Below are 20,844 nucleotides of genomic sequence, written 5' to 3'. Positions count from 1 at the left end.
GGTATCGTACGAATGTTCGAAACTTGGTTTATGGTGGAGAGCGAGGGGGTGGTGAGTACGGATCGGTCCAGGAGGTGCGGGTGCCAGGGTTCACGCATCTGCGTACCGTCTCCGGATTCTCCCCGCGGTACGGGGCCTCGCACCCGGAACGGCTGGCGCGGCGCGCCGCGGAACGGGGGATGGACTCCCTCGCGCTGACCGACCGCGACACGCTCGCGGGGACGGTCCGCTTCGCCAGGGCGTGCGAGCGGGCCGGGGTGCGGCCGGTCTTCGGGGTGGACCTCGCGGTGGGGGCCGCGGCAGGGTCCGGGGCGGCGGAGGATACGAGAGAGGGCGGACGTGCGCATCGGCTGCGGACCCCGGTCCGCGGCGGCGCCTTTGTCGACGAATCCGCACCCCGGGCCACCTTTCTCGCCCGGGACGGTGCGCGGGGCTGGGCGGAACTGTGCCGCCTCGTCACCGCCGCGCACGCCGGGACGGGAGCCGGGCGCGCCGGGGCCGGACAACCCCTGGTCGACCGGTCCGTGCTGTCCGGTGAGGGGCTCGTCGTGCTGCTCGGACCCGCCTCGGACGTCGGCCGGGCGCTGGCCGCCGGCCGCCCGGACCTGGCCGCCGCGCTGCTCGCCCGCTGGCGGGAGGTGCACGGCGACGACCTGCGTCTCGAAGCCGTCCACCACGGACGCGAGGGCACCGGCCCCGGATCGCTGCGGCTCGCCGCCCGTACCGTCGGCCTCGCCGCCGAACAGGGGGTGCGGGCCGTGCTGACCAACGCCGTCCGGTACGCCGATCCCGGGCAGGGCCCGGTCGCCGACGTACTCGACGCGGCCCGCCGACTGGTCCCCGTCGATCCCCGCCGCGCCCCGCTGGACAGCGGCGAGCGCTGGCTGAAGGACACCCGCGCGATGGCGGAGACCGCCGAACGGATCACCTCCGCCGCCGGGCTCGGGCAGGGAGCCGGGGCGCGGCTGCTCGCGGAGACCCGGCGCACCGCCGACTCCTGCGTCGTCGACCCCGGGGGCGACCTCGGCCTCGGCACCGTCCACTTCCCCGAACCGCGCCTCGTCGGCGCCGAGCACCGTACCGCCCAGCGGGTGCTGGCCTCCCGCGCCGCCGCCGGCATGGTGCTGCGCGGCTACGACCGCAGGCGCGACTACTGGGAGCGGATGCGCCGGGAACTGGACATCATCGCGTACCACGGCTTTGCCTCCTATTTCCTGACGGTCGCTCAAGTCGTGGACGACGTAAGGGAGATGAAGGTCCGGGTGGCGGCCCGGGGCTCCGGTGCGGGATCCCTGGTCAACCACCTCCTCGGGATCGCGCAGGCCGACCCGGTCGAGCACGGGCTGCTGATGGAACGCTTCCTCTCCGAGCGCCGCGCCGTGCTGCCGGACATCGACATCGACGTCGAGTCCGCCCGCAGGCTCGACGTCTACCGCGCGATCATCGGACGCTTCGGCGCCGAACGGGTCGCGACCGTCGCCATGCCCGAGACCTACCGGGTGCGGCACGCCATCCGGGACGTCGGCGCCGCGCTCTCCATGAACCCGGCCGAGACCGACCGGCTCGCCAAGGCGTTCCCGCACATCCGGGCCCGCGACGCCCGCGCGGCCCTGGAGGAACTGCCCGAACTGCGTGACGTGGCACGGGAGAAGGGCCGCTACGGGCGGCTCTGGGAACTGGTGGAGGCACTGGACGGCCTGCCGCGCGGCGTCGCCATGCACCCGTGCGGGGTGCTCCTCTCGGACGCCTCCCTGCGGCACCGGGTGCCCGTCGTGCCCACCGGCGGGGAAGGCTTCCCGATGGCGCAGTTCGACAAGGAGGACGTGGAGGACCTGGGGCTGCTCAAACTCGACGTGCTGGGTGTGCGGATGCAGTCGGCGATGGCGCACGCGGTCGCCGAGATCGGCCGGGCCTCGGGCCGGGACGTGGACCTGGACGCCGTGCCGCCGGGGGACCCGGAGACGTACCGGCTGATCAGGAGCGCCGAGACACTGGGGTGCTTCCAGATCGAGTCGCCGGGCCAGCGCGATCTGGTCGGCAGGCTCCAGCCCGCCGACTTCCACGACCTGGTGGTCGACATCTCGCTGTTCCGCCCCGGGCCGGTCGCCGCCGACATGGTGCGGCCGTTCATCGAGGCCCGGCACGGCCGGGCGCCCGTGCGCTACCCGCATCCGGACCTGGAGGGACCGCTGCGCGAGACCTGCGGGGTGGTCGTCTTCCACGAGCAGATCATCGAGATCGTCGACATCATGACCGGCTGCGGCCGGGACGAGGCCGACCGGGTGCGGCGGGGGCTCTCCGACCCCGAATCGCAGGACCGGATCAAGGTGTGGTTCGCGCAGCGCGCGGCGGAGCGGAAGTACGCCGCCGACGTGATCGTCCGGACCTGGGAGATCATCGAGGCGTTCGGCAGCTACGGCTTCTGCAAGGCGCACGCGGTCGCCTTCGCCGTGCCGACGTACCAGTCGGCCTGGCTCAAGGCGCACCACCCGGCGGCCTTCTACGCCGGGCTGCTCACCCACGACCCCGGGATGTACCCGAAGCGGCTGCTGCTCGCGGACGCGCGACGGCGCGGGGTGCCGGTGCTGGGGCTGGACGTGAACCGGTCGACGGCCACTCATAGAATCGAACTGGTGTCTGATGGCGGGGGAGGGGGCGGGCTCTGGGGGGTGCGGCTCGCGCTCTCGGACGTCCACGGCATCAGCGGGGCCGAGACCGCCCGGATCGAGGCCGGACAGCCCTACACCTCGCTGCTGGACTTCTGGCAGCGGGCGAGGCCCGGCAGGCCGGTCGCCGAACGGCTGGCCCAGGTCGGCGCGTTGGACACGTTCGGCGCCAACCGGCGCGATCTGCTGCTGCACCTGTCCGAGCTGCACGGCGACCGCCGGGGCGCGGGCTCCGGCGCCGGTACGCAGCTCCCGCTCGACGGCGGGCGCCGGACCGGCACCATCGGGCTGCCCGACCTCAACGAGGCCGAACGCCTCAGCGCCGAGCTGGGCGTCCTGAGCATGGACGTCTCCCGTCATCTGATGGACGATCACCACGTGTTCCTGAAGGAACTCGGAGCGGTCTCCGCCCGACGGCTGCGCGAGGCACGGCACGGGCAGACCGTGCTGGTCGCGGGCGCCAAGGCGGCCACCCAGACCCCGCCGGTACGGTCCGGCCGCCGGATCGTCTTCACCACCCTTGACGACGGCACCGGCCTGGTCGACCTCGCCTTCTTCGACGACAGCCACGCCGCCTGCGCGCACACCGTCTTCCACTCCTGGCTGCTGCTGGTGCGCGGAGTGGTGCAACGGCGCGGGCCGCGGAGCCTGAGCGTGGTCGGCTCGGCCGCCTGGAACCTGGCGGAGCTGGCCGAGCTGCGGCGCACCGGCGGACTCGACGCGGTCGCCGCACGGCTGGCCGAGGATCCGTCGGGGACGGGCGCCCCCGGGAGAACCGGTCCCGACACCGAGGAGGCCGGGCCGGCGACGGCCGGCGACGGCCGCCGCCTGCGGATGCCCACCGGGTACGAGATGAACCCCTGGGCCGACCTCCGGCCGCCCGGCGAGGGCGTCGCCACCGGCAGGAAGCTGTGGCACCGGAGCCCGGGGAGCGCGGGATGAGCACGGCGCCCGACGAGCCGGGAATCCTGTACCTGCGGTTCCGCAGGGTAGGCGGAGGCCCCCCGGACGCCACCGGATACGAGGGGATGCTCGCCCTGCTCGGCGCGTTCACCCCGGTGATCGAGGCGGCCCCGCCCGACGCGGCACTCGCCGACGTGCGCGGTGCGCTGCGCTATTTCGGGCAGGACGCGAAGGGACTGGCCGCGATGATCCGGGTCCGGGCGCTCGCCCTGCACGGTGTGGACTGCGTGATCGGCGCCGCGGAGAACCCGATGCTGGCCCGGGCGGCGGCCCGCCGGTCCGTGCCCGGAGCGACCCGCGTGGTGCCCCGGGGCGGGGGCGCGGGTTTCCTCGCGGCGGAGCCGGCCACGGCACTGGACGGCGTCGGCACGGCGACCGCCCGCACCCTGCGCGGCTACGGGCTCGACTCGGTCGGCCGGATCGCGGCCACCCCGCTCGGCACCCTGCAACGGATCACCGGCGCCCGGACCGGACGGGAACTGTGGGAGCGCTCGCGCGGCATCGACCGCACGGCGGTCGTGCCGGGCGCCCCCGCCCGGTCGATCGCCGCCGAACGGACCTTCCCGCGCGACGAACTCGACCCGGACCGCCGGCGCCGCGCACTCCTGTCGCTCACCGAGGAACTGGGGGCCCGGATGCGCGGGAGCGGACAGGTGTGCCGGGGGCTCACGGTCGTCGTGCGTCACGCGGGCCGGACCGGATACGCCACGCTGAGCCGCGGCCGTACGCTCCCGGAGCCCACCGCCCACTCCGCGGCCCTCACCGCACTCGCGTACCGGATCCACGACTCGTTCGGACTGCAACGGGCCCGCGTCCGGGGGATCGCGTTGCGCGCGGAGGGGCTGACCGACGCCGAACGGGCCGCGCACCAGCTGACGTTCGACCCGGCGGACGAACGGGCACGCCGGATCGAGGCGGTGGCGGACCGGCTGCGGGAGAGGTTCGGCCCGCGGGCCGTGGTGCCGGGGCGGCTCGCGGCGGACTGACCCGGGCGACCCGCCATCGTGGTGAACCGTCAGTTTTTACCGACGCGTAACTTCCCCTGGCACTCTACTCATGCGTAACTTGACCTGAGCATGCAGAAGGTCGCCCGAGTGCGTGGTGGACCAACTGCCAGAACCCCCAGCACTTGTGGTCCGGGCCGCAGGGCGTACCCCCCCCCATCGCAACTCCCTTGAGCCGCAAGGAGATCACACGATGCTGCCCCGGTCCCGTGCGTCGCGCGCCCCACGTGCCCGAAGGATCCTCGCCGCACTGCTCCTCGCCGTCGCCGCCGTCGCCACCCCCGCCGCCGCGGCCGCCGCCACCCCCACCGCCGCCACCTCCCGCGGCTGGAACGACTACTCCTGCAAACCCTCCGCGGCCCACCCCCGCCCGGTCGTCCTGGTCCACGGGACCTTCGGGAACTCCATCGACAACTGGCTGGTCCTCGCCCCCTACCTCGTCAACCGGGGATACTGCGTCTACTCCCTGGACTACGGTCAGCTGCCCGGCGTACCGGTCTTCCACGGACTCGGCCCGATCGACGAGTCGGCCGGCCAGCTCGCCTCGTTCGTCGACAAGGTGCTCGCCGCCACCGGGGCGCCCGAGGCCGACCTCGTCGGCCACTCCCAGGGCGGGATGATGCCGAACTACTACCTGAAGTTCCTCGGCGGCGCCGCCAAGGTGAACGCCCTGGTCGGGATCGCCCCCGACAACCACGGCACCACCCTGCTCGGCCTGACGAAGCTGCTGCCGTACTTCCCGGGCGTCGAGGACCTGCTGAACGACCACACCCCCGGCCTCGCCGACCAGGTCGCGGGCTCGCCGTTCGTCACGAAGCTCAACGCGGGCGGCGACACCGTGCCCGGAGTGCGCTACACCGTCATCGCGACAAGGTACGACGAGGTCGTGACCCCGTACCGCACCCAGTTCCTGGACGGCCCGGACGTGCGCAACGTCCTGCTCCAGGACCTGTGCCCGGTCGACCTCTCCGAGCACGTGGCGATCGGCACCATCGACCGGATCGCCTTCCACGAGGTGGCGAACGCCCTCGACCCCGCCCACGCCACCCCCACCACCTGCGCCTCGGCCATCGGATAGCCGAAGAAGGAGCGGTGGCGAGCAGAGCCCGTCCGGGAACCACCGGTGTCCCGGGCGGGCCACCCGCACCGCGCGTCGCACCCGTCGGCGGCCGACGGCGATCCGGACCGTCACGAATCCGGCCGACCGGACACCGCTGTCGGTGACGGATGGCACGATCGACCCATGACGACGATCGACTGGGATTCCGCCGCCGACTCCTTCGACGAGGAGCCCGACCACGGGCTCCTCGATCCGGTGGTCCGGCACGCCTGGGCGAGGCGGCTGGAGAGCTGGCTGCCCGGTGGCCGCTCCGAGGTGCTCGACCTGGGATGCGGCACCGGAAGCCTCGCCCTGCTCGTCGCCGGGCAGGGCCACCGGGTCACCGCCGTCGACAGGTCGCCGCGCATGGTGGAGCAGGCACGGGCCAAGCTCGCCGGGACCGGCACCGAGGTGCTCGTCGGGGACGCGGTCCGCCCGCCCGTCGGCAGACAGCGCTTCGACGTGATCATGGTCCGGCACATGGTGTGGCTGCTGCCCGATCCGGCGGCGGCCCTGCGCCACTGGTTCACCCTGCTGCGGCCCGGCGGCAGACTGATCCTGATCGAGGGCGTCTGGGACGGGACAGGCCTGCCCGCCGGGCGGCTGACCGGGCTGCTCTCGGAACTCACCGAGCGCATCCACCACGAACGGCTCTCCGACGACCCGGACCTGTGGGGCAAGCGGGTCGACGACGAACGCTACGCCCTGGTCGCCCGCGTCGAACCGCCGCGACGGCACACCGAGGTCGTCGACGTGCACCTGATCCTCCGTCGGGGACCGGACGTGCTGCTCGCCCGCCGGGCCGGCACGGGATACGCGGACGGCCTGTTCAACGGCCCGTCCGGGCACGTCGAGGACGGCGAGGACGTTCGCGAGGCGATGATCCGCGAGGCCGCCGAGGAGATCGGTGTCGAACTCGGCCCGGACGAGCTGCGGGTCGCGCTGGTCATGCAGCACCGCGGCCCCGGAGCCCGTCCCCGCACCGGCTGGTTCTTCGAGGCCGAGTACGACCCCGCCCGCCCGCCGTACAACCGCGAGCCGGACAAGTGCTCCGAGCTGGCGTGGTTCCCGCTGGACGCGCTCCCGGACGACATCGTCGCCTACTGCCGGGCCGGGCTCGACGGCTACCGCGCGGGTGAGCACTTCCTGATCCACTGGCACGAGGACGACGACCCCGTGGCGTACCGGCCGCACGGCGCCCGGCGCGCGGTGGCACTCCCGGCCGGGGCGGCCGGCACCGGAGGGGTGCACCACATCGAGCTGTGGGTGCCCGATCTGCGGGTGGCCGAGCGGGGGTGGGGCTGGCTGCTCGGCGAGCTGGGCCATGTCCCGTACCAGCACTGGGAGCACGGGCGGAGCTGGCGGCGCGGCGGGAGCTACGTGGTCGTGGAGCAGTCGCCCGATCTGACCGGCGGGACGCACGACCGCTGTCGCCCCGGGCTCAACCACCTGGCGTTCCACGTCCGGGACCGGGCCACCCTGGACGCGCTGGTGGCCGGGGCCCCGCAGCACGGCTGGCGGCAGCTCTTCCCGGACCGCTACCCGCACGCGGGCGGGGAGGAGCACGTCGCCGCCTATCTGGAGGACGCGGCGGGATACGAGGTGGAGCTGGTCGCCGGGGTCCGGCAGGCCCGCCCGGCGCCGCAGGAGCCGGACCCGTACACCGACGTATGGGAACGGCCCCGCGATTGAAACGTGTTCCGGGAATCGCGTCGTCTGCCCGAAGGGCAGGCCGGACGCCGTCCGGCAGGCTTCCGGATGACGGCCTCGGCCGGACCCGGTTGCGAACCGGGTCCGGCCGACGGGGTGGTGCCCCTCGCCCCTACAGGGTGCGTTCGAGGCGGTCGGCCATCAGCCTGACGAAGCGCGACGGGTCCTCCAGCTCCCCGCCCTCGGCCAGCAGCGCCAGGTCGTGGAGGAGCTCGGCCGTCTCCTCCAGCCCGGTGCCGTCCTGCTCACCGCGATCGGCGTACGCCCGGTTGAGACCGCTGACCAGCGGGTGTCCCGGGTTGAGTTCGAGGATCCGCTTGACGTGGGGAACCGGCTGGCCCATGGCGCGGTACATGTTCTCCAGCGCCGGAGTCACGTCGTGCGTGTCCGAGACGACGCAGGCGGGCGAGACGGTGAGGCGCGAGGAGAGCCGGACCTCCTTGACGGTCTCGTCGAGCTGCTTCGACATCCAGGAGAGCAGGTCCGCGTATTCCTGCTGCTGGTTCTCCCGCTCGGTCGCCGCCTCCTTCTTCTCGTCCTCGGTGCCGAGGTCGACCTCGCCCTTGGCGACGGACCGCAGCTTCCTGCCGTCGAACTCGGGCTCCGCCTCGACCCACACCTCGTCGACCGGATCGGTCAGCAGCAGCACCTCGACGCCCTTGTCCCGGAACGCCTCCATGTGGGGGGAGTTCTCGATGGCCTGCCGGGACTCGCCCGCGAGGAAGTAGATGTGCTCCTGGCCCTCCTTCATCCGCTCCACGTACTGCTGCAGCGTGGTCGGCTCGTCCTTGTCGTGCGTCGTGGCGAAGGAGGCGATCCTGAGGATGGCGTCGCGGTTCTCGAAGTCGCTCAGCAGCCCCTCCTTGACGACGCGGCCGAACTCCCGCCAGAACGTGGCGTAGCGCTCCGGGTCGGAGGACATCATGTCCTTGACCGTCGACAGCACCTTCTTCGCCAGGCGGCGGTGCATCATCTGGATCTGGCGGTCCTGCTGGAGGATCTCGCGCGACACGTTGAGCGACAGGTCCTGCGCGTCGACGACGCCCTTCACGAACCGCAGGTAGGGCGGCATCAGCGCTTCGCAGTCGTCCATGATGAAGACGCGCTTCACATAGAGCTGGATGCCGCGCTTGTACCCCTGCATGAACAGGTCGTGCGGCGCGTGCGACGGGATGAAGAGCAGCGCCTGGTACTCGAAGGTGCCCTCCGCCTGGAGGCGGACGGTTTCGAGCGGTGCCATCCAGTCGTGGCTGATGTGCTTGTACAGCTCGTGGTACTCGTCGTCCGACACCTCGTCGCGCGAGCGCGCCCAGAGGGCCTTCATCGAGTTGAGGGTCTCGGGCTCGCGCGGGGCGTCGTCGGACTCCTCCCCGGCGTCCGCCGCTTCGGCGGCCTCCGGGACCATCCTGATCGGCCAGGTGATGAAGTCCGAGTAACGCTTGACGATCTCCCTGATCTTCCACGGGGAGGAGTAGTCGTGGAGCTGGTCATCGGTGTCCTCCGGCTTGAGCCGGAGCGTGACCGAGGTCCCCTGGGGGGCGTCGTCGACGGACTCGATCGTGTACGTGCCCTCGCCGGTCGACGTCCAGCGGGTGCCCCGGGCCTCGCCCGCCCTCCGGGTCAGCAGCGTGACCTCGTCGGCCACCATGAAACTGGAGTAGAACCCGACCCCGAACTGGCCGATCAGCCCTTCGGCCGCGGCCGAGTCCTCGGCCTCCTTGAGTTCCCGCAGGAACTTCGCGGTGCCCGAGTTCGCGATCGTTCCGATGAGCTGGACCACTTCGTCGTGCGACATGCCGATGCCGTTGTCCCGCACCGTCAGCGTGCGGGCCTGTTTGTCGGCCTCAAGGTCGATGTGGAGATCGGACACGTCCGCGCCGAGCGAGTCGTCGCGGAGCGCTTCGAGTCGCAGCTTGTCGAGCGCGTCGGAGGCATTGGAGACGAGTTCGCGCAGGAACACGTCCTTGTTCGAGTAGATCGAGTGGATCATCATCTGCAGAAGCTGGCGCGCTTCCACCTGAAACTCGAACGTCTCAGTGGGCATATCCGTGATTCCTTCTCAGGTCACCGGGTGGGGAACTGACCTGAGAACTTTAGATCAGCGGTTGATCACGGAAGTACCCTTTCGCTCAATCCAGGTCCGGGGACCGGCCGCCGGGGCCCGTTCCCGGAGAGCGAACCCCGGCATGGGGTCCCCGCAGGTCAGGCCGGCGGCACCGGGAGGCCTTCCGTCCGGGCCAGGTGCTCCAGCTCGTCCAGCGCGCGGCGTGCCGCGGCCGCGGACGCCGGATCCCGGTCGGCGAGGCCGCTCTCCTCGAACTCGTCCTCGTCCAGCCGCAGCACGGACGAGCCGTCCGCCGACACCCACAGGTCGAGGTCCAGATCCTCGACCAGCAGCTCCCCGTCGCGCAGCACGGCGGGGCGGGTGACGTCGCAGTACCAGCCCTTGAGGCCGCCCGACGCGGTACGGACCTCCTTCACGGCGTACCACCGGTCGCGCCAGTAGTGCTCCGTGAACACGTCGCCGGGTTCGAACCGGACGAAGCCGAAGTCGCGGACGCCCGGGGCCGCCCAGGCCGCCCGCACCGTGACGCGGGTGCCGTCGTCGTGGGCGAGCTCCGCGGGATAACTGATCTTGGTCCGTCCGCCCTTGGTGAGGGTGACCGTCACCGCGCTCTCAGCCGAGCTCGCGGACATGGCGCACCTCCGTGGCACAGATCTCGTAGCCGAACCAGCGGTTGACGGCCAGCATGGGGCCGTTGTCCGCGTCGTTGCCGGTGTACGCGTCGGTGTATCCGGCGGCGCGCGCCCGGTGCAGCGAGTCGGCCTTGGCGAGCTTGGCCAGGCCCCGGCCGCGGTGGGCGCGCACGGTGCCGGTCATCCCCGACATGTAGCGGGTGCCGCCGTCGGTCCGCGCCGCGGTGAACGACGCCACCTCCCCGTCCACCACCACGACCGAGGTGAGTTCGTGGTCGAGTGCGGGATGGCGCCAGGTTCGCCGGAGCCAGTCCTCGTAGTCGTCGAGTTCGGCCGGGGTGTCGCTCGGTTCGTCGGCCGTGGCCTCGGCGTCCGCCACGAAGAGCGGGCGCGGATCGTCGGCGAAGTCCGCCCCGGTCCGCAGCTCGGCGTCCGCCGGGAGGGACGGGAGGGGCGGCAGCGGACCGCCCGCCAGATCGAGGCGGAGGAAATGCGCCGAGCGGCTCGGCGCGTAGCCGCGCCTCTCCGCGAAGGCGCGGTTCGACGGGGTGTCGAGCACCCAGGAGTAGACGGCCCGCGCGCCCTCCCGCGCGAGGTGTTCCTCGGCCGTCCGCAGCAGCAGTCCGCCCGCACCGCGCCCGGTGCGGTCCGGATGCGTGTACGGGTCGCAGAACGCCTGGCCGGGCTCGGGGCTCTCGTGCACGAGGCCGGTCCGGGCGATGGCGACGATCTCCCCGTCCTCCTCGGCGACCAGCAGCCGACGGTGCTCGTCGGGGTGGGCGCAGGCGAGGTCGAAGACGGCCTGCTCGGGGACGGTCACGAGGTAGGGCATCGCTGCGTGCCCCACCCGGGCCCAGGCGGCGGCGTCGGTGGGCAGGAAGTCGCGGACGAGGACGGTCATGGGCCGGACGGTACGCGTGGACCGGTGCGGACCGCTTCCGGTTTTTTCGCGGTGGGGGACAATCGGGGCGTGACTCTCAAGATCGTCCTTGATCCGGACTCCGGTACCGCCCCGTACGAACAACTGCGTTCGCGAATCTCCGAGTTGGCCCGCTCGGGCGCACTGCCGGTCGGTTTCAGACTGCCGACCGTACGCGGCTTCGCCGAAGAACTGGGCCTCGCCGCGAACACCGTCGCCAAGGCCTACCGGGCGCTGGAGGCCGACGGGGTGATCGAGACGCGCGGACGCAACGGCACGTTCGTCGCCGCGGCCGGTGACGCTGCGGACCGGCAGGCGGCGGACGCGGCGCGGGAGTACGCCGAGCAGGCCCGGCGGCTGGGCCTGTCGCGGGCCGGGGCACTGTCCCTGGCCGAGGACGCGGTACGGGCGGCGTACGCGGCGCACTGAGCCGGCGCGAGGGGCGGACCCGTCGGCCGCTCCGGCCGGTGGGCCGCCCGGCGACCGATGGCCCGTCCGGCGACGGGCAGGCCGAAAGGGGTTCCGGAACGCGTTCGGCGGCCGGGAACCGGTCCGGTGACCGGGCGTCAGAGGTAGAGGCCCGCGTCCGCGCCGGAGTCCTGCCGCGGCACCGACGCCGGGCCGCCGCCGCGCCGCAGCGCGTACAGCTCGGCGAGCGTCGCGCCCTCCCGGCCGAGCCCCTCCTCCGTGCCCAGCCAGCCCGCCGCCTCCTGCCGGGTCAGCGGGCCCACCTCGATCCGGGCGAGGCAGCGCCCGGGCCGGACCACGGCCGGATGGAGCTTCTCCAGATCCTCGTTGGTGGTGACACCGACCAGCACGTTGCGGCCCTGGCCCAGCAGCCCGTCGGTCAGATTCAGCAGCCGGGACAGCGCCTGGCCCGCCGTCTGCCGGGCCTCACCGCGGATCAGCTCGTCGCAGTCCTCCAGGAGCAGCAGCCGCCAACGGCCCTTGGGCGTGCCCTCGTCCTCGCCGACCGCGATGTCCATCAGATAACCGACGTCGTTGAAGAGCTGCTCCGGATCGAGTACGCAGTCGACCTGGCACCATTCCCGCCACGAGCGCGCGAGCGTGCGCAGCGCGGACGTCTTGCCGGTGCCGGGCGGGCCGTGCAGCAGGAGCAGGCGTCCCGTGACGTCGTCGGGCGTGACCTTCATCAGCCGGTCCAGGGCGTCGGCCACCGGAGCCGTGTAGTTGTCCCGGACCTCGTCCCAGGCACCGGCGGCGATCTGCCGGGTGGTGCGATACGGGCCGCGGCGGGGCGACGCGTACCAGAAGCCCATCGTCACGTTCTCGGGCTGCGGTTCGGGTTCGTCCCGTACGCCGTCCGTCGCCCGGTCGAGGATCTCGCGGGCCAGCTCAGGGCTGGTGGCGGTGACCGTGACGTCGGCGCCGCGGTTCCACCGGGAGACGAGCAGGGTCCAGCCCTCGCCCTCGGCGAGCGTGGCGCCGCGGTTGTCGTCCCGGGCGGCGCGCAGCACCGCGGCGCCCGGCGGCAGCAGGGTGGCATCCGGCTTGATCCGGTCGAGGGAGGTGTTGTGGGAGTAGGGCTGCTCGCCCGTCGCGAAGCGGCCGAGGAACAACGCGTCGATGACGTCGGCCGGTGAATCGCTGTCGTCGACGGTGAGCCGGATCGGCAGCGCGGACTCGGGGTTGGCGGACATGTCGCCCATGATCCGGCACAGGGGTGACCGGCGCACCCGGGTTTCGTCGCCTTTTTTCCCGCTTCGGGGGCGGTCGGCGGCCCTGACGTGAACTCAGGGGGGCGCGTGGACGCACTCGTCGGGGCAACTTGGCATGAACACTTCCGTGATGGGTGTGGGTCCTGCTACCACGGAGTCGGCGGACCAGGGCGGAGATCCCGCCGGTCGGCCCAAGGGAGGCCCCATGAAGATGTCCAGACTCGCGGCGTTCTCGTCCTCGCTCCTGCTCGGTGCCGTACTCGCGCTGACCGGCGCGGCCACCGCCACTGCCGCGCCGTCGGCCCTGGCGGTGGACTACGTCGCCCTCGGGGACTCCTACTCCTCGGGTGTCGGATCCGGCAGTTACGACAGCGGCAGCGGTTCCTGCAAGCGCAGCGCCAAGGCCTACCCCGCCCTCTGGGCCGCCGCCAACGCGCCCTCGTCCTTCGCCTTCGCCGCCTGCTCGGGTGCCCGTACGGGTGATGTGAAGTCCGGTCAGCTCGGCTCGCTGAACGCCTCGACCGACCTCGTCTCGATCTCCATCGGCGGTAACGACGCGGGCTTCGCCGACGTGATGACCACCTGTGTCCTCCAGTCGGAGGCCACCTGCCTGAACCGGATCGCCACGGCCCGCGGCTACGTCGACAGCACCCTGCCCGGCAATCTGGACTCGGTGTACTCGGCGATCCGGGCCAAGGCGCCGTCCGCCCGCGTCGTCGTCCTCGGCTACCCGCGTTTCTACAAGATCGGCGGCAGCTGTGCCGTCGGCCTGAGCGACAAGGTGCGCTCCGCGATCAACGACGCCGCCGACTACCTCAACGCGGCGACCGCCAAGCGTGCCGCCGACCACGGATTCGCCTACGCCGATGTCGCGGGCAGGTTCACCGGACACGAGATCTGCTCCGGGAGCGCCTGGCTGCACAGCGTCAACTGGCTCGACATCGGTGAGTCGTACCACCCCACGGCTGCAGGGCAGTCGGGCGGGTACCTGCCGGCCCTCGACGCGGCGGCCTGATCACCCGTCGTGACGACACGCCGGTCCCGTTCGGATTCCGGACGGACGGGGGGCCTCCGCGGCGGAGGCCCCCCCTCCGGCTCCCCGTCGTTCCGGCACGGGAAATTCCGGGCCGTTCTGTCCAACTCGCCCTGGAATCGGAGGGATACGGAGACTGATCGTCAACCTCCGCATGTGTGTCCGCGATCCCGTGCCCGGGATACACGAGTGTCGTCGCGGGAGGATAGGGTTACCCTGCCCGGGCCGGGTGCCCTCGTACGGGTGGGGAGTGACATGGAACAGATAACGGTGCGTAGCAGGCCGCGTGTGCCTGCCATCACATGCGGGAGCAGCGCGACGAGTTCGCGCCTCGACCGCCATCTCGCGGTGCTCGGCGGTCCCGCCGTGCCGCAGCGGGACGCCGCGGAGGCGACGCTGCTCATGCGTGAGCTGACCTCGCGCGAGGCCGGCCACAGCCGCCGGAGCAGGAATGCGCGGGTCTCGCTCTTCGCGCCGCTGCGTCGGCTGCGGCGCTCGCTCTTCGGCAGCCGCCACTGACCCGACGGCCCGTCACCACCGCTCATCGGCCCCGCCCGGGCTCTCGGCCGCGTCCCGCCCGGGGCCTTCCCCGGTCGGGGCCCGCCGATGCGGGCCCCCGCCGGGGCCGAACCGGGCGACTGTGCAGTCCCGGCCATGCGCTGCCGCCCGTCCTCCCGTCATCCCCGGGGCCCGCGGCAGCGCTTCGGCGTACTCACCGGCTCTCGCCGCCGGGGCGGCGGCAGCCGTCCCGCACATGCGGCGTGCGTGCCGGGTGCGATGGACGCGGGCGGCTCGTCCGTGTGTACCGGCCCGGACCCGCCGCGTGTCCGCCTCGTCGCCCGTAGCCGCGCGGCGCGACGGTTCATTCGCCGCCGCGTGCGTGACGTCGCACCGCCAGCGGCACGAAGACCGCGAGGAGCAGCAGCGACCAGGCGATCGTCCCGGCGACGGGATGGGCGACCGGCCAGGCGGCGTCGGCCGACGGGGAGGCGTTGCCGAACAGGTCGCGACTTGCCGAGGCCATGGCGCTGATCGGGTTCCACTCCGCGAGTGTCCGCAGCCACCCCGGCAGGTTGTCGGTCGGGATGTACGCGCTCGACAGCAGGGGCAGGACGAAAGTGGCGCTGCCCAACTGGCCGGCCGCCTCCTCGTTGCGGATCAGCAGCCCCAGCCAGCAGCCCAGCCAGGATGTCGCGAACCGGAGGAGCAGCAGCAGTCCGAAGCCGCCCAGGGCCGCGAGCGGGCCGCCGTCGATCCGCCAGCCGACCGCGAGCCCGACCAGGATCAGCGGGATCATGCCGAGCGCCGTGGTCAGCAGGTCGGCGAGGGTCTGGCCGAACGGGACGGCCGCCCGGCTCATCGGCAGGGTGCGGAACCGGTCCATCACCCCGCGGTGGCAGTCCTGCGAGGACTGGAACATCCCGACCATGATGCCGTTCGCCGCCGTCGCCGCCAGCAGGCCGGGCACCAGGAACGCGCGGTACTCCCGGCCGGGCATCGCCAGGGCGCTGCCGAAGACGTACCCGAAGAACAGCAGCATCGTGATGGGCATGGTCTGGGTGAGGATCATGACGCCCGGAGCCGCCTTGATCCGTTGCAGATGGCGGCCCAGCACGGCCAGGACGTCGGTGACCGGTGCGCGGGTGACCGGTGCGGTGCCGATGCTCATGCTGCCGTCTCCTTCGCGGGCGGGGAGGTGCGGACGTCGCCGCGGTCGGTGAGGCGGAGGAAGACCTCGTCGAGCGTCGGCGGGCGCAGGCTCGCGTCGAGGACGGGGACCCCCGCGGCGTCGAGTTCGCGGACGACCCGGGGCAGGGTGAGGGAGGCGTCGGTCGCGACGGCGCCCACGGTGCGGCGTTCCCGGTCGAGTGCCGGCTCGGCGCCGGTGAGCCGGTCGAGGACGCCCGCCGCCGGGACCAGCGCCGATTCGTGGGCGACGACCACCTCGGCGTAGTTGCCGATGAGGGCCTTCAGTTCGGCCGGGGTGCCGCGGTGGGCGGCGCGTCCCCGGTCGATCAGCACGATGTCGTCCGCGAGCCGGTCCGCCTCCTCCAGGTACTGCGTGGTGAGCAGGACGGTGGTGCCGCGGGCGGCCAGCTCGCGGACCGCGGCCCAGATCTGGTTGCGGCTGTACGGGTCGAGCCCGGTGGTCGGCTCGTCCAGGAAGAGCACTCCCGGACGGGTCAGCAGGCTGGCCGCGAGGTCGAGCCGACGGCGCATGCCGCCCGAGTAGGTGCGGGCGGGGCGGTCCGCGGCCCCGGTCAGCTCGAAACGCTCCAGGAGCGCGTCCGCGCGGGTGCGCCCCGTCCCGCCCCGGAGCCCGAGCAGTCTCGCGAACAGCCGCAGGTTCTGCCGCCCGGTCAGCTCCCCGTCGACCGAGGCGTTCTGGCCGGTGACGCCGATCGCCTCGCGCACCGCGTCCGCCTCGCGCACCACGTCGTGGCCCGCGACCCTGGCGCTCCCGCCGTCCGGGACCGTCAACGTGGTGAGGACCCGGACGGCGGTGGACTTGCCCGCGCCGTTCGGTCCCAGTACTCCGCACACGGTGCCCTCGGCGACCGCCAGATCGAGGCCGCGCAGTGCGTGGACGTCGCCGTAGCGCTTCTCCAGACCTTCACTAAGTACAGCGTACGTAGTTGTCATGCGGCCCACCGTACCGCACTACGTACGGTGTACGTAACTACGATGGTGGGCGAGGTGATGATCCATGGTGGGGCGATCCGCTGTACCCGAAGTGATCTGGGCGCGTCCCGAGCGTGCGGGCCGCGGACCCAGGCCCGCGTTCAGCCGCGCCGACATCGCGGCGGCCGCCGTCCGCATCGCCGACGCCGAGGGCTTCGACGCGGTGTCCATGCGGAAGGTGGCGGCGGAGCTGGGCTGCGGCACGATGTCGCTGTACAACTACGTGCCGCGCAAGGAGGACCTGTACGAGCTGATGCTCGACGCGGTCAGCGCCGACTACGACTTCCCGGAGCCGTCCGGCGACTGGCGCGGCGACCTGATCGCGCTGGCCCGTCAGGCCCGCGCGATGATGCACCGACACACCTGGGTGCCGCGCCTGATGTCACCGGTCTACGGCTTCAGCCCGAACGTGTTGCGGTACCTGGAGTACGCGCTGAGCTGCCTGGACGGCGTCGACGCGCGGTTCGGCGAGAAGATGGAACTCATCGCCATGGTCAACGGGATCGTCACCACCTATGTGTCCAACGAGATCGCCACGGCGGAACGCGCCCGGTCACTGCCCTGGTCCGAGGAGCAGGAGCACGCCGTGCGCACGGCCTATCTGATCGGCGAGATCGCGACCGGAAAGTACCCGCGGATGGCGGCCGGATTCGCCGAGGATCCCGGGCCGATCGATCTGGACGGGGTCTTCGACCGGGCGCTCGGCCGGGTGCTTGACTCCTTCGCGCGGTAGGTGTTCCGTCCCGGGGACCGTGTCCTCGCACCGCACGGCCCGGCCCGCGGTCACAGCAGTGCGAACTGCCCGTCCGGGCCCTCCTCCCGGTGGTCCAGCACCGATGCGGGGCGCCGGGCCGCGGCGGGGACGGGCAGCACCCCCGCCGCGCGGAGCGCGGTGGGGGTGAGGGGCGGGCCGTCGGCAAGTGCCCGCTGCCGGGGCCGGAGTTCGGCGAGCAGTGCGAGCACCGTGATCAGCTCCAGCAGCTCCGAGGTCCACTCCTGGGGCCAGGCGCGCGGCCGGACCGCCTCCAGGCCGTCCGCGTCGTCCCCGCCCGCGACGGTGCGGCGCGCGAACCAGAGCTCCAGCATCCGGACCCCGCCCACCCGGAACTCCCACGCCCCGGCGGGCACCGGCGAGATGCGGCCCGTGCCCAGCACCAGCGCCTCGTCCACCGGGTCGTACGCCATCCCGGTCGGCACGGGCGGGACGGCGGCCCGCACATAGGGCCGCCGCCCGCCCGGCAGCCGGGGGCGCTCCCCGCCCCGGGCTCCGCGCAACTGCACCCGCAGCATGTCCAGTCCCAGCTCCACGCCCGCCGACCAGCGCGCCGTGTCGGCGGGCAGCGGCACCACGCACCCGGCGGGGGAGTGGCGGGCCGCAGCGAGGATCCACGCCAGTACGGACCGGGCGGTGACGCCGTCCCCGTGGTGGTGGCGCAGCAGGGCGAGCAGCCCGGGGGCCAGGTTGGGTTCGAGACCGCCGGGGCGCCGGTACAGCGGCCGGATCCGTCCCGGACGGCCGGCGGGCGAGTGGCCGTCCGGCAGCAGCGCCGTCACGGACAGCGCGGGGCCGGCGTCCCGGGGGACGTACCCGTGCTCGACGGCGAAGAGCTGCCGCTCGTCCGCGACCCGCCACAGCTCGGGACGGGCGGCGTCGATCAGCCGGTGGTCGGGCAGCAGCCAACACACGTCGAACGGGCCGTGCGCGATCCGGACCGGCTCGGGACACGGCCCGCCCTCGCGGTCGAACCGCCCGGTGCCGGTGGCCTGTCCGGGCAGCGCCGCCACCGGGGTGCTCGGATCCCGGGAACGCGTGGGCCGGAACAGCCGCTCGCGTTCCTCGTCCGGGGCGCGGACCAGACGTTCCCAGCGCGTCCTGAGCGAGGCCGCGTCGGGGGCGGTCACCCAGCGGCGCCCCGTGCGCAACGGCCGTACGGACCACGGCATCAGGTCGTCCAGGAGCGGGGCGTCGTCGCCCCTTCCGCCCGCCGCCCGTGCTGCCACCGTGTCGCCTCCCCGTCGCCACGTCCGCCCACTGCCCCGGCATCGTAACGACCTCGGCGACGCGACGGGGTCAGTGCGCCTCCACCGTCACCGAGAAGGCGAACCGGTCGCCCCGGTAGCGGATCCGCGCCACGTCCACCACCCGGCCGCTCTCCTCGTACGTCACCCCGGTGTAGAACAGGATCGGGCTCAACAGGGGGATCCGGAGGAGTTCGGCGGTGACGGGGTCGGCGAGGCGCGCCTCGACCGTGTCGGTGATGCGCGCGATCCGGACGCCCACCCGGTCGCGCAGCACCTTGGTCATCGGCCAGCGTTCGAGATCGGTGACATCGAGCCGGGCCGCCACCTCGGGACGCACCACGTTCTCCGCCCAGTTGGTGGGTTCGTCGCTGTCCCCGTCGTGGCGCAGCCTGCGGTAGCCGACCACCTCCGCGCAGTCGGGGAAGTGCTCCCCGAGATCGGCCGGCACGGCGAGGGGGCCGTGGTCCAGGACCGTCGTGCGTTCGCCGGACTGCTGGGCCACGATCGCGTCGATCGAGCCCAGCAGCCGGACCGGCGAGACCCGGCGGGCGCGCGGCTCGATGAACGTGCCGCGCCGCCGGTGCCGGCTGATCAGCCCCTCCGTCTCCAGCTCCTTGAGTGCCTGACGCATGGTCAGGACGCTGACGCCGTAGTGCGCGGCGAGCTGTTCCTCGGTCGGCAGCCGGGCCGAGGCGTCCTTCGCGCGCCCCAGTATCGAGGCGCGCAGCGACTGCGAGACCTGGTACCACAGCGGCAGCTTGCGGTTCAGGACCAGTGAGTCGGGGGCGAAGGCGGTTCCCTGGGACGGCTGCGGGATCTGGGGCACCTGGGTCACCTGGTCTCTCCGTACTGCGACACGGCGGGCGCGACGACGTGGGGGCCGAGCGGTGGCTCGTCTACGGCCTGAAGTTGCGGCTCAGACCCTGCCACACGTCGTCGTAGCCGCGCTGCAGATGACCGGCGGACGCCGCCTGCCCGGTCGCCGTCACCGGCCAGCGGGTCTCGAACATGAAGGCGAGGCCGTCGTCGATCTTCTGCGGTTTCAGCTCCGCCGCGCTCGCCCGGTCGAAGGTCTCCCGGTCCGGTCCGTGCGCCGACATCATGTTGTGCAGCGATCCACCACCCGGTACGAAGCCGCCCCTCCCCGCCGACTTCGCGTCGTACGCGCCCTCGATCAGGCCCATGTACTCGCTCATCACATTGCGGTGGAAGTAGGGGGGCCGGAAGGTGTCCTCGCCGACCAGCCAGCGCGGCGCGAAGACGACGAAGTCGACACCGGCGAGGCCGGGGGTGTCGGACGGCGAGGTCAGCACCGTGAAGATCGACGGATCGGGGTGGTCGTAGCTGATCGACCCGATGACGTTGAAGCGGCGCAGGTCGTAGACGTACGGGGTGTGGTTGCCGTGCCAGGCGACCACGTCGAGCGGCGAGTGGTCGTAGGTGGCCGACCAGAGGTTGCCGCAGAACTTGTTCACCACCTCCACCGGGCGTTCCCGGTCCTCGAACGCGGCGACGGGGGCGAGGAAGTCCCGGGCGTTCGCCAGGCCGTTGGCGCCGATCGGGCCGAGGTCGGGCAGGACGAACGGCCGGCCGTAGTTCTCGCAGACGTAGCCGCGGGCGGAGGCGTCGAGCAGCTCCACCCGGAAGCGGACACCGCGCGGGATCAGGGCGACATGGCCGGGTTCGGCGCGCAGCATGCCCAGTTCGGTGCGCAGCAGCAGGCCGCCGTGCTCGGGGACGATCAGCAGCTCGCCGTCCGAGTCGCCGAACACCCGGTCGGTCATGGACGTGTTGGCGTGATACAGGTGCACGGCCATGCCGGTGCGCTGCGTCGCGTCGCCGTTGCCGCCGAGGGTCCACAGCCCGGCCAGGAAGTCCGTTCCGGCAGGGGGTTCGGGCAGCGGGTCCCAGCGCAGCCGGTTGGGGTCGGGCACGGACTCGGTGAACGGGGCGGTGCGGATCGCGCCGTTGTCGACGCGGACGAACGGCGGGTGGGCGGCCGACGGGCGGACGCGGTAGAGCCAGGAACGGCGGTTGTGTGCCCGCGGTTCGGTGAAGGCCGAGCCGCTCAGCTGCTCCGCGTAGAGACCGAGCGGGGCGCGCTGGGGGGAGTTGCGGCCGTGCGGCAGGGCTCCGGGCACCGCCTCCGAGCTGTGCTCATTGCCGAAACCGGGCGAGTACTCAAGCCCCTGTGCCGTCTTCCTCGCCTGCTCGATGCCACTCATGCGCGCTCCCGGTGCCGAAGAAATCCTATGGAACACCGTAGGAATCGGATCGTGGCGCGTCAACGCCATTCGGTGATGTCCGGGAATTCCCGGGTCCGGCGCGGGGCCGGATTCCGGGGCGTGCACGGGGGGTTCAAAAACATGA

Annotated in this window: 17 protein-coding genes; 8 read left to right on the top strand and 9 right to left on the bottom strand. The window is 72.6% G+C overall.

Annotation, left to right across the window (positions count from 1 at the left end; genetic code table 11):
- Window positions 1-80: 80 nt before the first annotated feature.
- The 4 genes from ACF1CT_RS21615 (at window position 81) to ACF1CT_RS21600 (ending at window position 7,424) form a co-directional block, all read left to right on the top strand.
- Complete coding sequence (locus tag ACF1CT_RS21615; protein ID WP_391785527.1) at window positions 81-3,608, top strand: DNA polymerase III subunit alpha; 3,528 nt, start codon at window positions 81-83, stop codon at window positions 3,606-3,608.
- A complete protein-coding gene (locus ACF1CT_RS21610; RefSeq protein WP_391785526.1) occupies window positions 3,605-4,615 on the top strand; it encodes a hypothetical protein in 1,011 nt (336 codons plus the stop codon). The genes ACF1CT_RS21615 and ACF1CT_RS21610 overlap by 4 nt, the downstream gene beginning before the upstream one ends.
- 211 nt (window positions 4,616-4,826) lie before the next feature.
- Window positions 4,827-5,711: an esterase/lipase family protein gene (locus ACF1CT_RS21605; RefSeq protein WP_391785525.1), complete on the top strand. Its 885-nt coding sequence runs from the start codon at window positions 4,827-4,829 to the stop codon at window positions 5,709-5,711.
- A 165-nt stretch (window positions 5,712-5,876) separates the two neighbouring features.
- A complete protein-coding gene (locus ACF1CT_RS21600) occupies window positions 5,877-7,424 on the top strand; it encodes a trifunctional class I SAM-dependent methyltransferase/NUDIX hydrolase/VOC family protein (protein ID WP_391785524.1) in 1,548 nt (515 codons plus the stop codon).
- Window positions 7,425-7,554: 130 nt separating this feature from the next.
- Here ACF1CT_RS21600 and htpG read toward each other — a convergent pair whose 3' ends face one another.
- The 3 genes from htpG to ACF1CT_RS21585 all read right to left on the bottom strand — a co-directional run bounded on the left by htpG (window position 7,555) and on the right by ACF1CT_RS21585 (window position 11,040).
- Window positions 7,555-9,486, bottom strand: coding sequence for a molecular chaperone HtpG (htpG, locus tag ACF1CT_RS21595; RefSeq protein WP_391785523.1), 1,932 nt, complete (start codon window positions 9,484-9,486; stop codon window positions 7,555-7,557).
- Window positions 9,487-9,644: 158 nt separating this feature from the next.
- A complete protein-coding gene (locus ACF1CT_RS21590) occupies window positions 9,645-10,139 on the bottom strand; it encodes a DUF402 domain-containing protein (protein ID WP_391785522.1) in 495 nt (164 codons plus the stop codon).
- On the bottom strand, window positions 10,120-11,040 hold the full coding sequence (locus ACF1CT_RS21585; RefSeq protein ID WP_391785521.1) for a GNAT family N-acetyltransferase: 921 nt from the start codon (window positions 11,038-11,040) through the stop codon (window positions 10,120-10,122). Before ACF1CT_RS21585 ends, ACF1CT_RS21590 begins: the two co-directional genes overlap by 20 nt.
- A gap of 69 nt (window positions 11,041-11,109) precedes the next feature.
- Between ACF1CT_RS21585 and ACF1CT_RS21580 the strand changes: the two genes are divergently transcribed.
- A complete protein-coding gene (locus ACF1CT_RS21580) occupies window positions 11,110-11,487 on the top strand; it encodes a GntR family transcriptional regulator (protein ID WP_391785520.1) in 378 nt (125 codons plus the stop codon).
- A 137-nt stretch (window positions 11,488-11,624) separates the two neighbouring features.
- On the opposite strand, the gene ACF1CT_RS21575 is transcribed toward ACF1CT_RS21580, so the two are convergent.
- A complete protein-coding gene (locus ACF1CT_RS21575; protein WP_391785519.1) occupies window positions 11,625-12,719 on the bottom strand; it encodes a DUF5925 domain-containing protein in 1,095 nt (364 codons plus the stop codon).
- 223 nt (window positions 12,720-12,942) lie between these two features.
- Here ACF1CT_RS21575 and ACF1CT_RS21570 point away from each other — a divergent pair, with 223 nt between their 5' ends.
- Both ACF1CT_RS21570 and ACF1CT_RS21565 read left to right on the top strand, forming a co-directional pair.
- The gene (locus ACF1CT_RS21570; RefSeq protein ID WP_391785518.1) at window positions 12,943-13,752 is read left to right on the top strand and encodes an SGNH/GDSL hydrolase family protein; all 810 of its coding nucleotides are present in this window, start codon (window positions 12,943-12,945) and stop codon (window positions 13,750-13,752) included.
- A gap of 273 nt (window positions 13,753-14,025) precedes the next feature.
- Complete coding sequence (locus ACF1CT_RS21565; protein ID WP_391785517.1) at window positions 14,026-14,289, top strand: hypothetical protein; 264 nt, start codon at window positions 14,026-14,028, stop codon at window positions 14,287-14,289.
- A gap of 343 nt (window positions 14,290-14,632) precedes the next feature.
- On the opposite strand, the gene ACF1CT_RS21560 is transcribed toward ACF1CT_RS21565, so the two are convergent.
- The gene (locus ACF1CT_RS21560) at window positions 14,633-15,439 is read right to left on the bottom strand and encodes an ABC transporter permease (RefSeq protein ID WP_391785516.1); all 807 of its coding nucleotides are present in this window, start codon (window positions 15,437-15,439) and stop codon (window positions 14,633-14,635) included.
- On the bottom strand, window positions 15,436-16,413 hold the full coding sequence (locus ACF1CT_RS21555) for an ATP-binding cassette domain-containing protein (protein WP_391785515.1): 978 nt from the start codon (window positions 16,411-16,413) through the stop codon (window positions 15,436-15,438). Before ACF1CT_RS21555 ends, ACF1CT_RS21560 begins: the two co-directional genes overlap by 4 nt.
- 64 nt (window positions 16,414-16,477) lie before the next feature.
- On the opposite strand from ACF1CT_RS21555, the gene ACF1CT_RS21550 reads away from it, so the two are divergent.
- On the top strand, window positions 16,478-17,185 hold the full coding sequence (locus ACF1CT_RS21550) for a TetR/AcrR family transcriptional regulator (protein WP_391785514.1): 708 nt from the start codon (window positions 16,478-16,480) through the stop codon (window positions 17,183-17,185).
- 50 nt (window positions 17,186-17,235) lie between these two features.
- Here ACF1CT_RS21550 and ACF1CT_RS21545 read toward each other — a convergent pair whose 3' ends face one another.
- From ACF1CT_RS21545 to hmgA, 3 genes are all read right to left on the bottom strand, one after another.
- Entirely contained in the window at window positions 17,236-18,453 is a 1,218-nt protein-coding gene (locus ACF1CT_RS21545) for a type ISP restriction/modification enzyme (protein ID WP_391785513.1), read from the bottom strand.
- A 70-nt stretch (window positions 18,454-18,523) separates the two neighbouring features.
- Complete coding sequence (locus ACF1CT_RS21540; protein WP_391785512.1) at window positions 18,524-19,309, bottom strand: GntR family transcriptional regulator; 786 nt, start codon at window positions 19,307-19,309, stop codon at window positions 18,524-18,526.
- A gap of 61 nt (window positions 19,310-19,370) precedes the next feature.
- Window positions 19,371-20,699 carry a homogentisate 1,2-dioxygenase gene (hmgA, locus tag ACF1CT_RS21535; protein WP_391785511.1) on the bottom strand — a complete coding sequence of 443 codons (1,329 nt, stop codon included), beginning with the start codon at window positions 20,697-20,699 and terminating at the stop codon, window positions 19,371-19,373.
- Window positions 20,700-20,844: the final 145 nt, after the last annotated feature.

The organism is Streptomyces sp. NPDC014734, assembly GCF_043083325.1.
Lineage (GTDB): Bacteria > Actinomycetota > Actinomycetes > Streptomycetales > Streptomycetaceae > Streptomyces.
The sequence above is the reverse complement of the archived record's forward strand: the minus strand, read 5'-3'. Positions and strand labels throughout refer to the sequence as shown.

Excerpts from the sequence above, each read along its gene's own strand:
- htpG (WP_391785523.1), bottom strand. The coding sequence starts at position 9,486 with ATGCCCACTGAGACGTTCGAGTTTCAGGTGGAAGCGCGCCAGCTTCTG.
- ACF1CT_RS21610 (WP_391785526.1), top strand. The coding sequence starts at position 3,605 with ATGAGCACGGCGCCCGACGAGCCGGGAATCCTGTACCTGCGGTTCCGC.
- ACF1CT_RS21605 (WP_391785525.1), top strand. The coding sequence starts at position 4,827 with ATGCTGCCCCGGTCCCGTGCGTCGCGCGCCCCACGTGCCCGAAGGATC.
- ACF1CT_RS21570 (WP_391785518.1), top strand. The coding sequence starts at position 12,943 with ATGAAGATGTCCAGACTCGCGGCGTTCTCGTCCTCGCTCCTGCTCGGT.
- hmgA (WP_391785511.1), bottom strand. The coding sequence starts at position 20,699 with ATGAGTGGCATCGAGCAGGCGAGGAAGACGGCACAGGGGCTTGAGTAC.
- ACF1CT_RS21590 (WP_391785522.1), bottom strand. The coding sequence starts at position 10,139 with ATGTCCGCGAGCTCGGCTGAGAGCGCGGTGACGGTCACCCTCACCAAG.
- ACF1CT_RS21585 (WP_391785521.1), bottom strand. The coding sequence starts at position 11,040 with ATGACCGTCCTCGTCCGCGACTTCCTGCCCACCGACGCCGCCGCCTGG.
- ACF1CT_RS21565 (WP_391785517.1), top strand. The coding sequence starts at position 14,026 with ATGGAACAGATAACGGTGCGTAGCAGGCCGCGTGTGCCTGCCATCACA.
- ACF1CT_RS21550 (WP_391785514.1), top strand. The coding sequence starts at position 16,478 with ATGGTGGGGCGATCCGCTGTACCCGAAGTGATCTGGGCGCGTCCCGAG.
- ACF1CT_RS21575 (WP_391785519.1), bottom strand. The coding sequence starts at position 12,719 with ATGTCCGCCAACCCCGAGTCCGCGCTGCCGATCCGGCTCACCGTCGAC.
- ACF1CT_RS21560 (WP_391785516.1), bottom strand. The coding sequence starts at position 15,439 with ATGAGCATCGGCACCGCACCGGTCACCCGCGCACCGGTCACCGACGTC.
- ACF1CT_RS21600 (WP_391785524.1), top strand. The coding sequence starts at position 5,877 with ATGACGACGATCGACTGGGATTCCGCCGCCGACTCCTTCGACGAGGAG.
- ACF1CT_RS21555 (WP_391785515.1), bottom strand. The coding sequence starts at position 16,413 with ATGACAACTACGTACGCTGTACTTAGTGAAGGTCTGGAGAAGCGCTAC.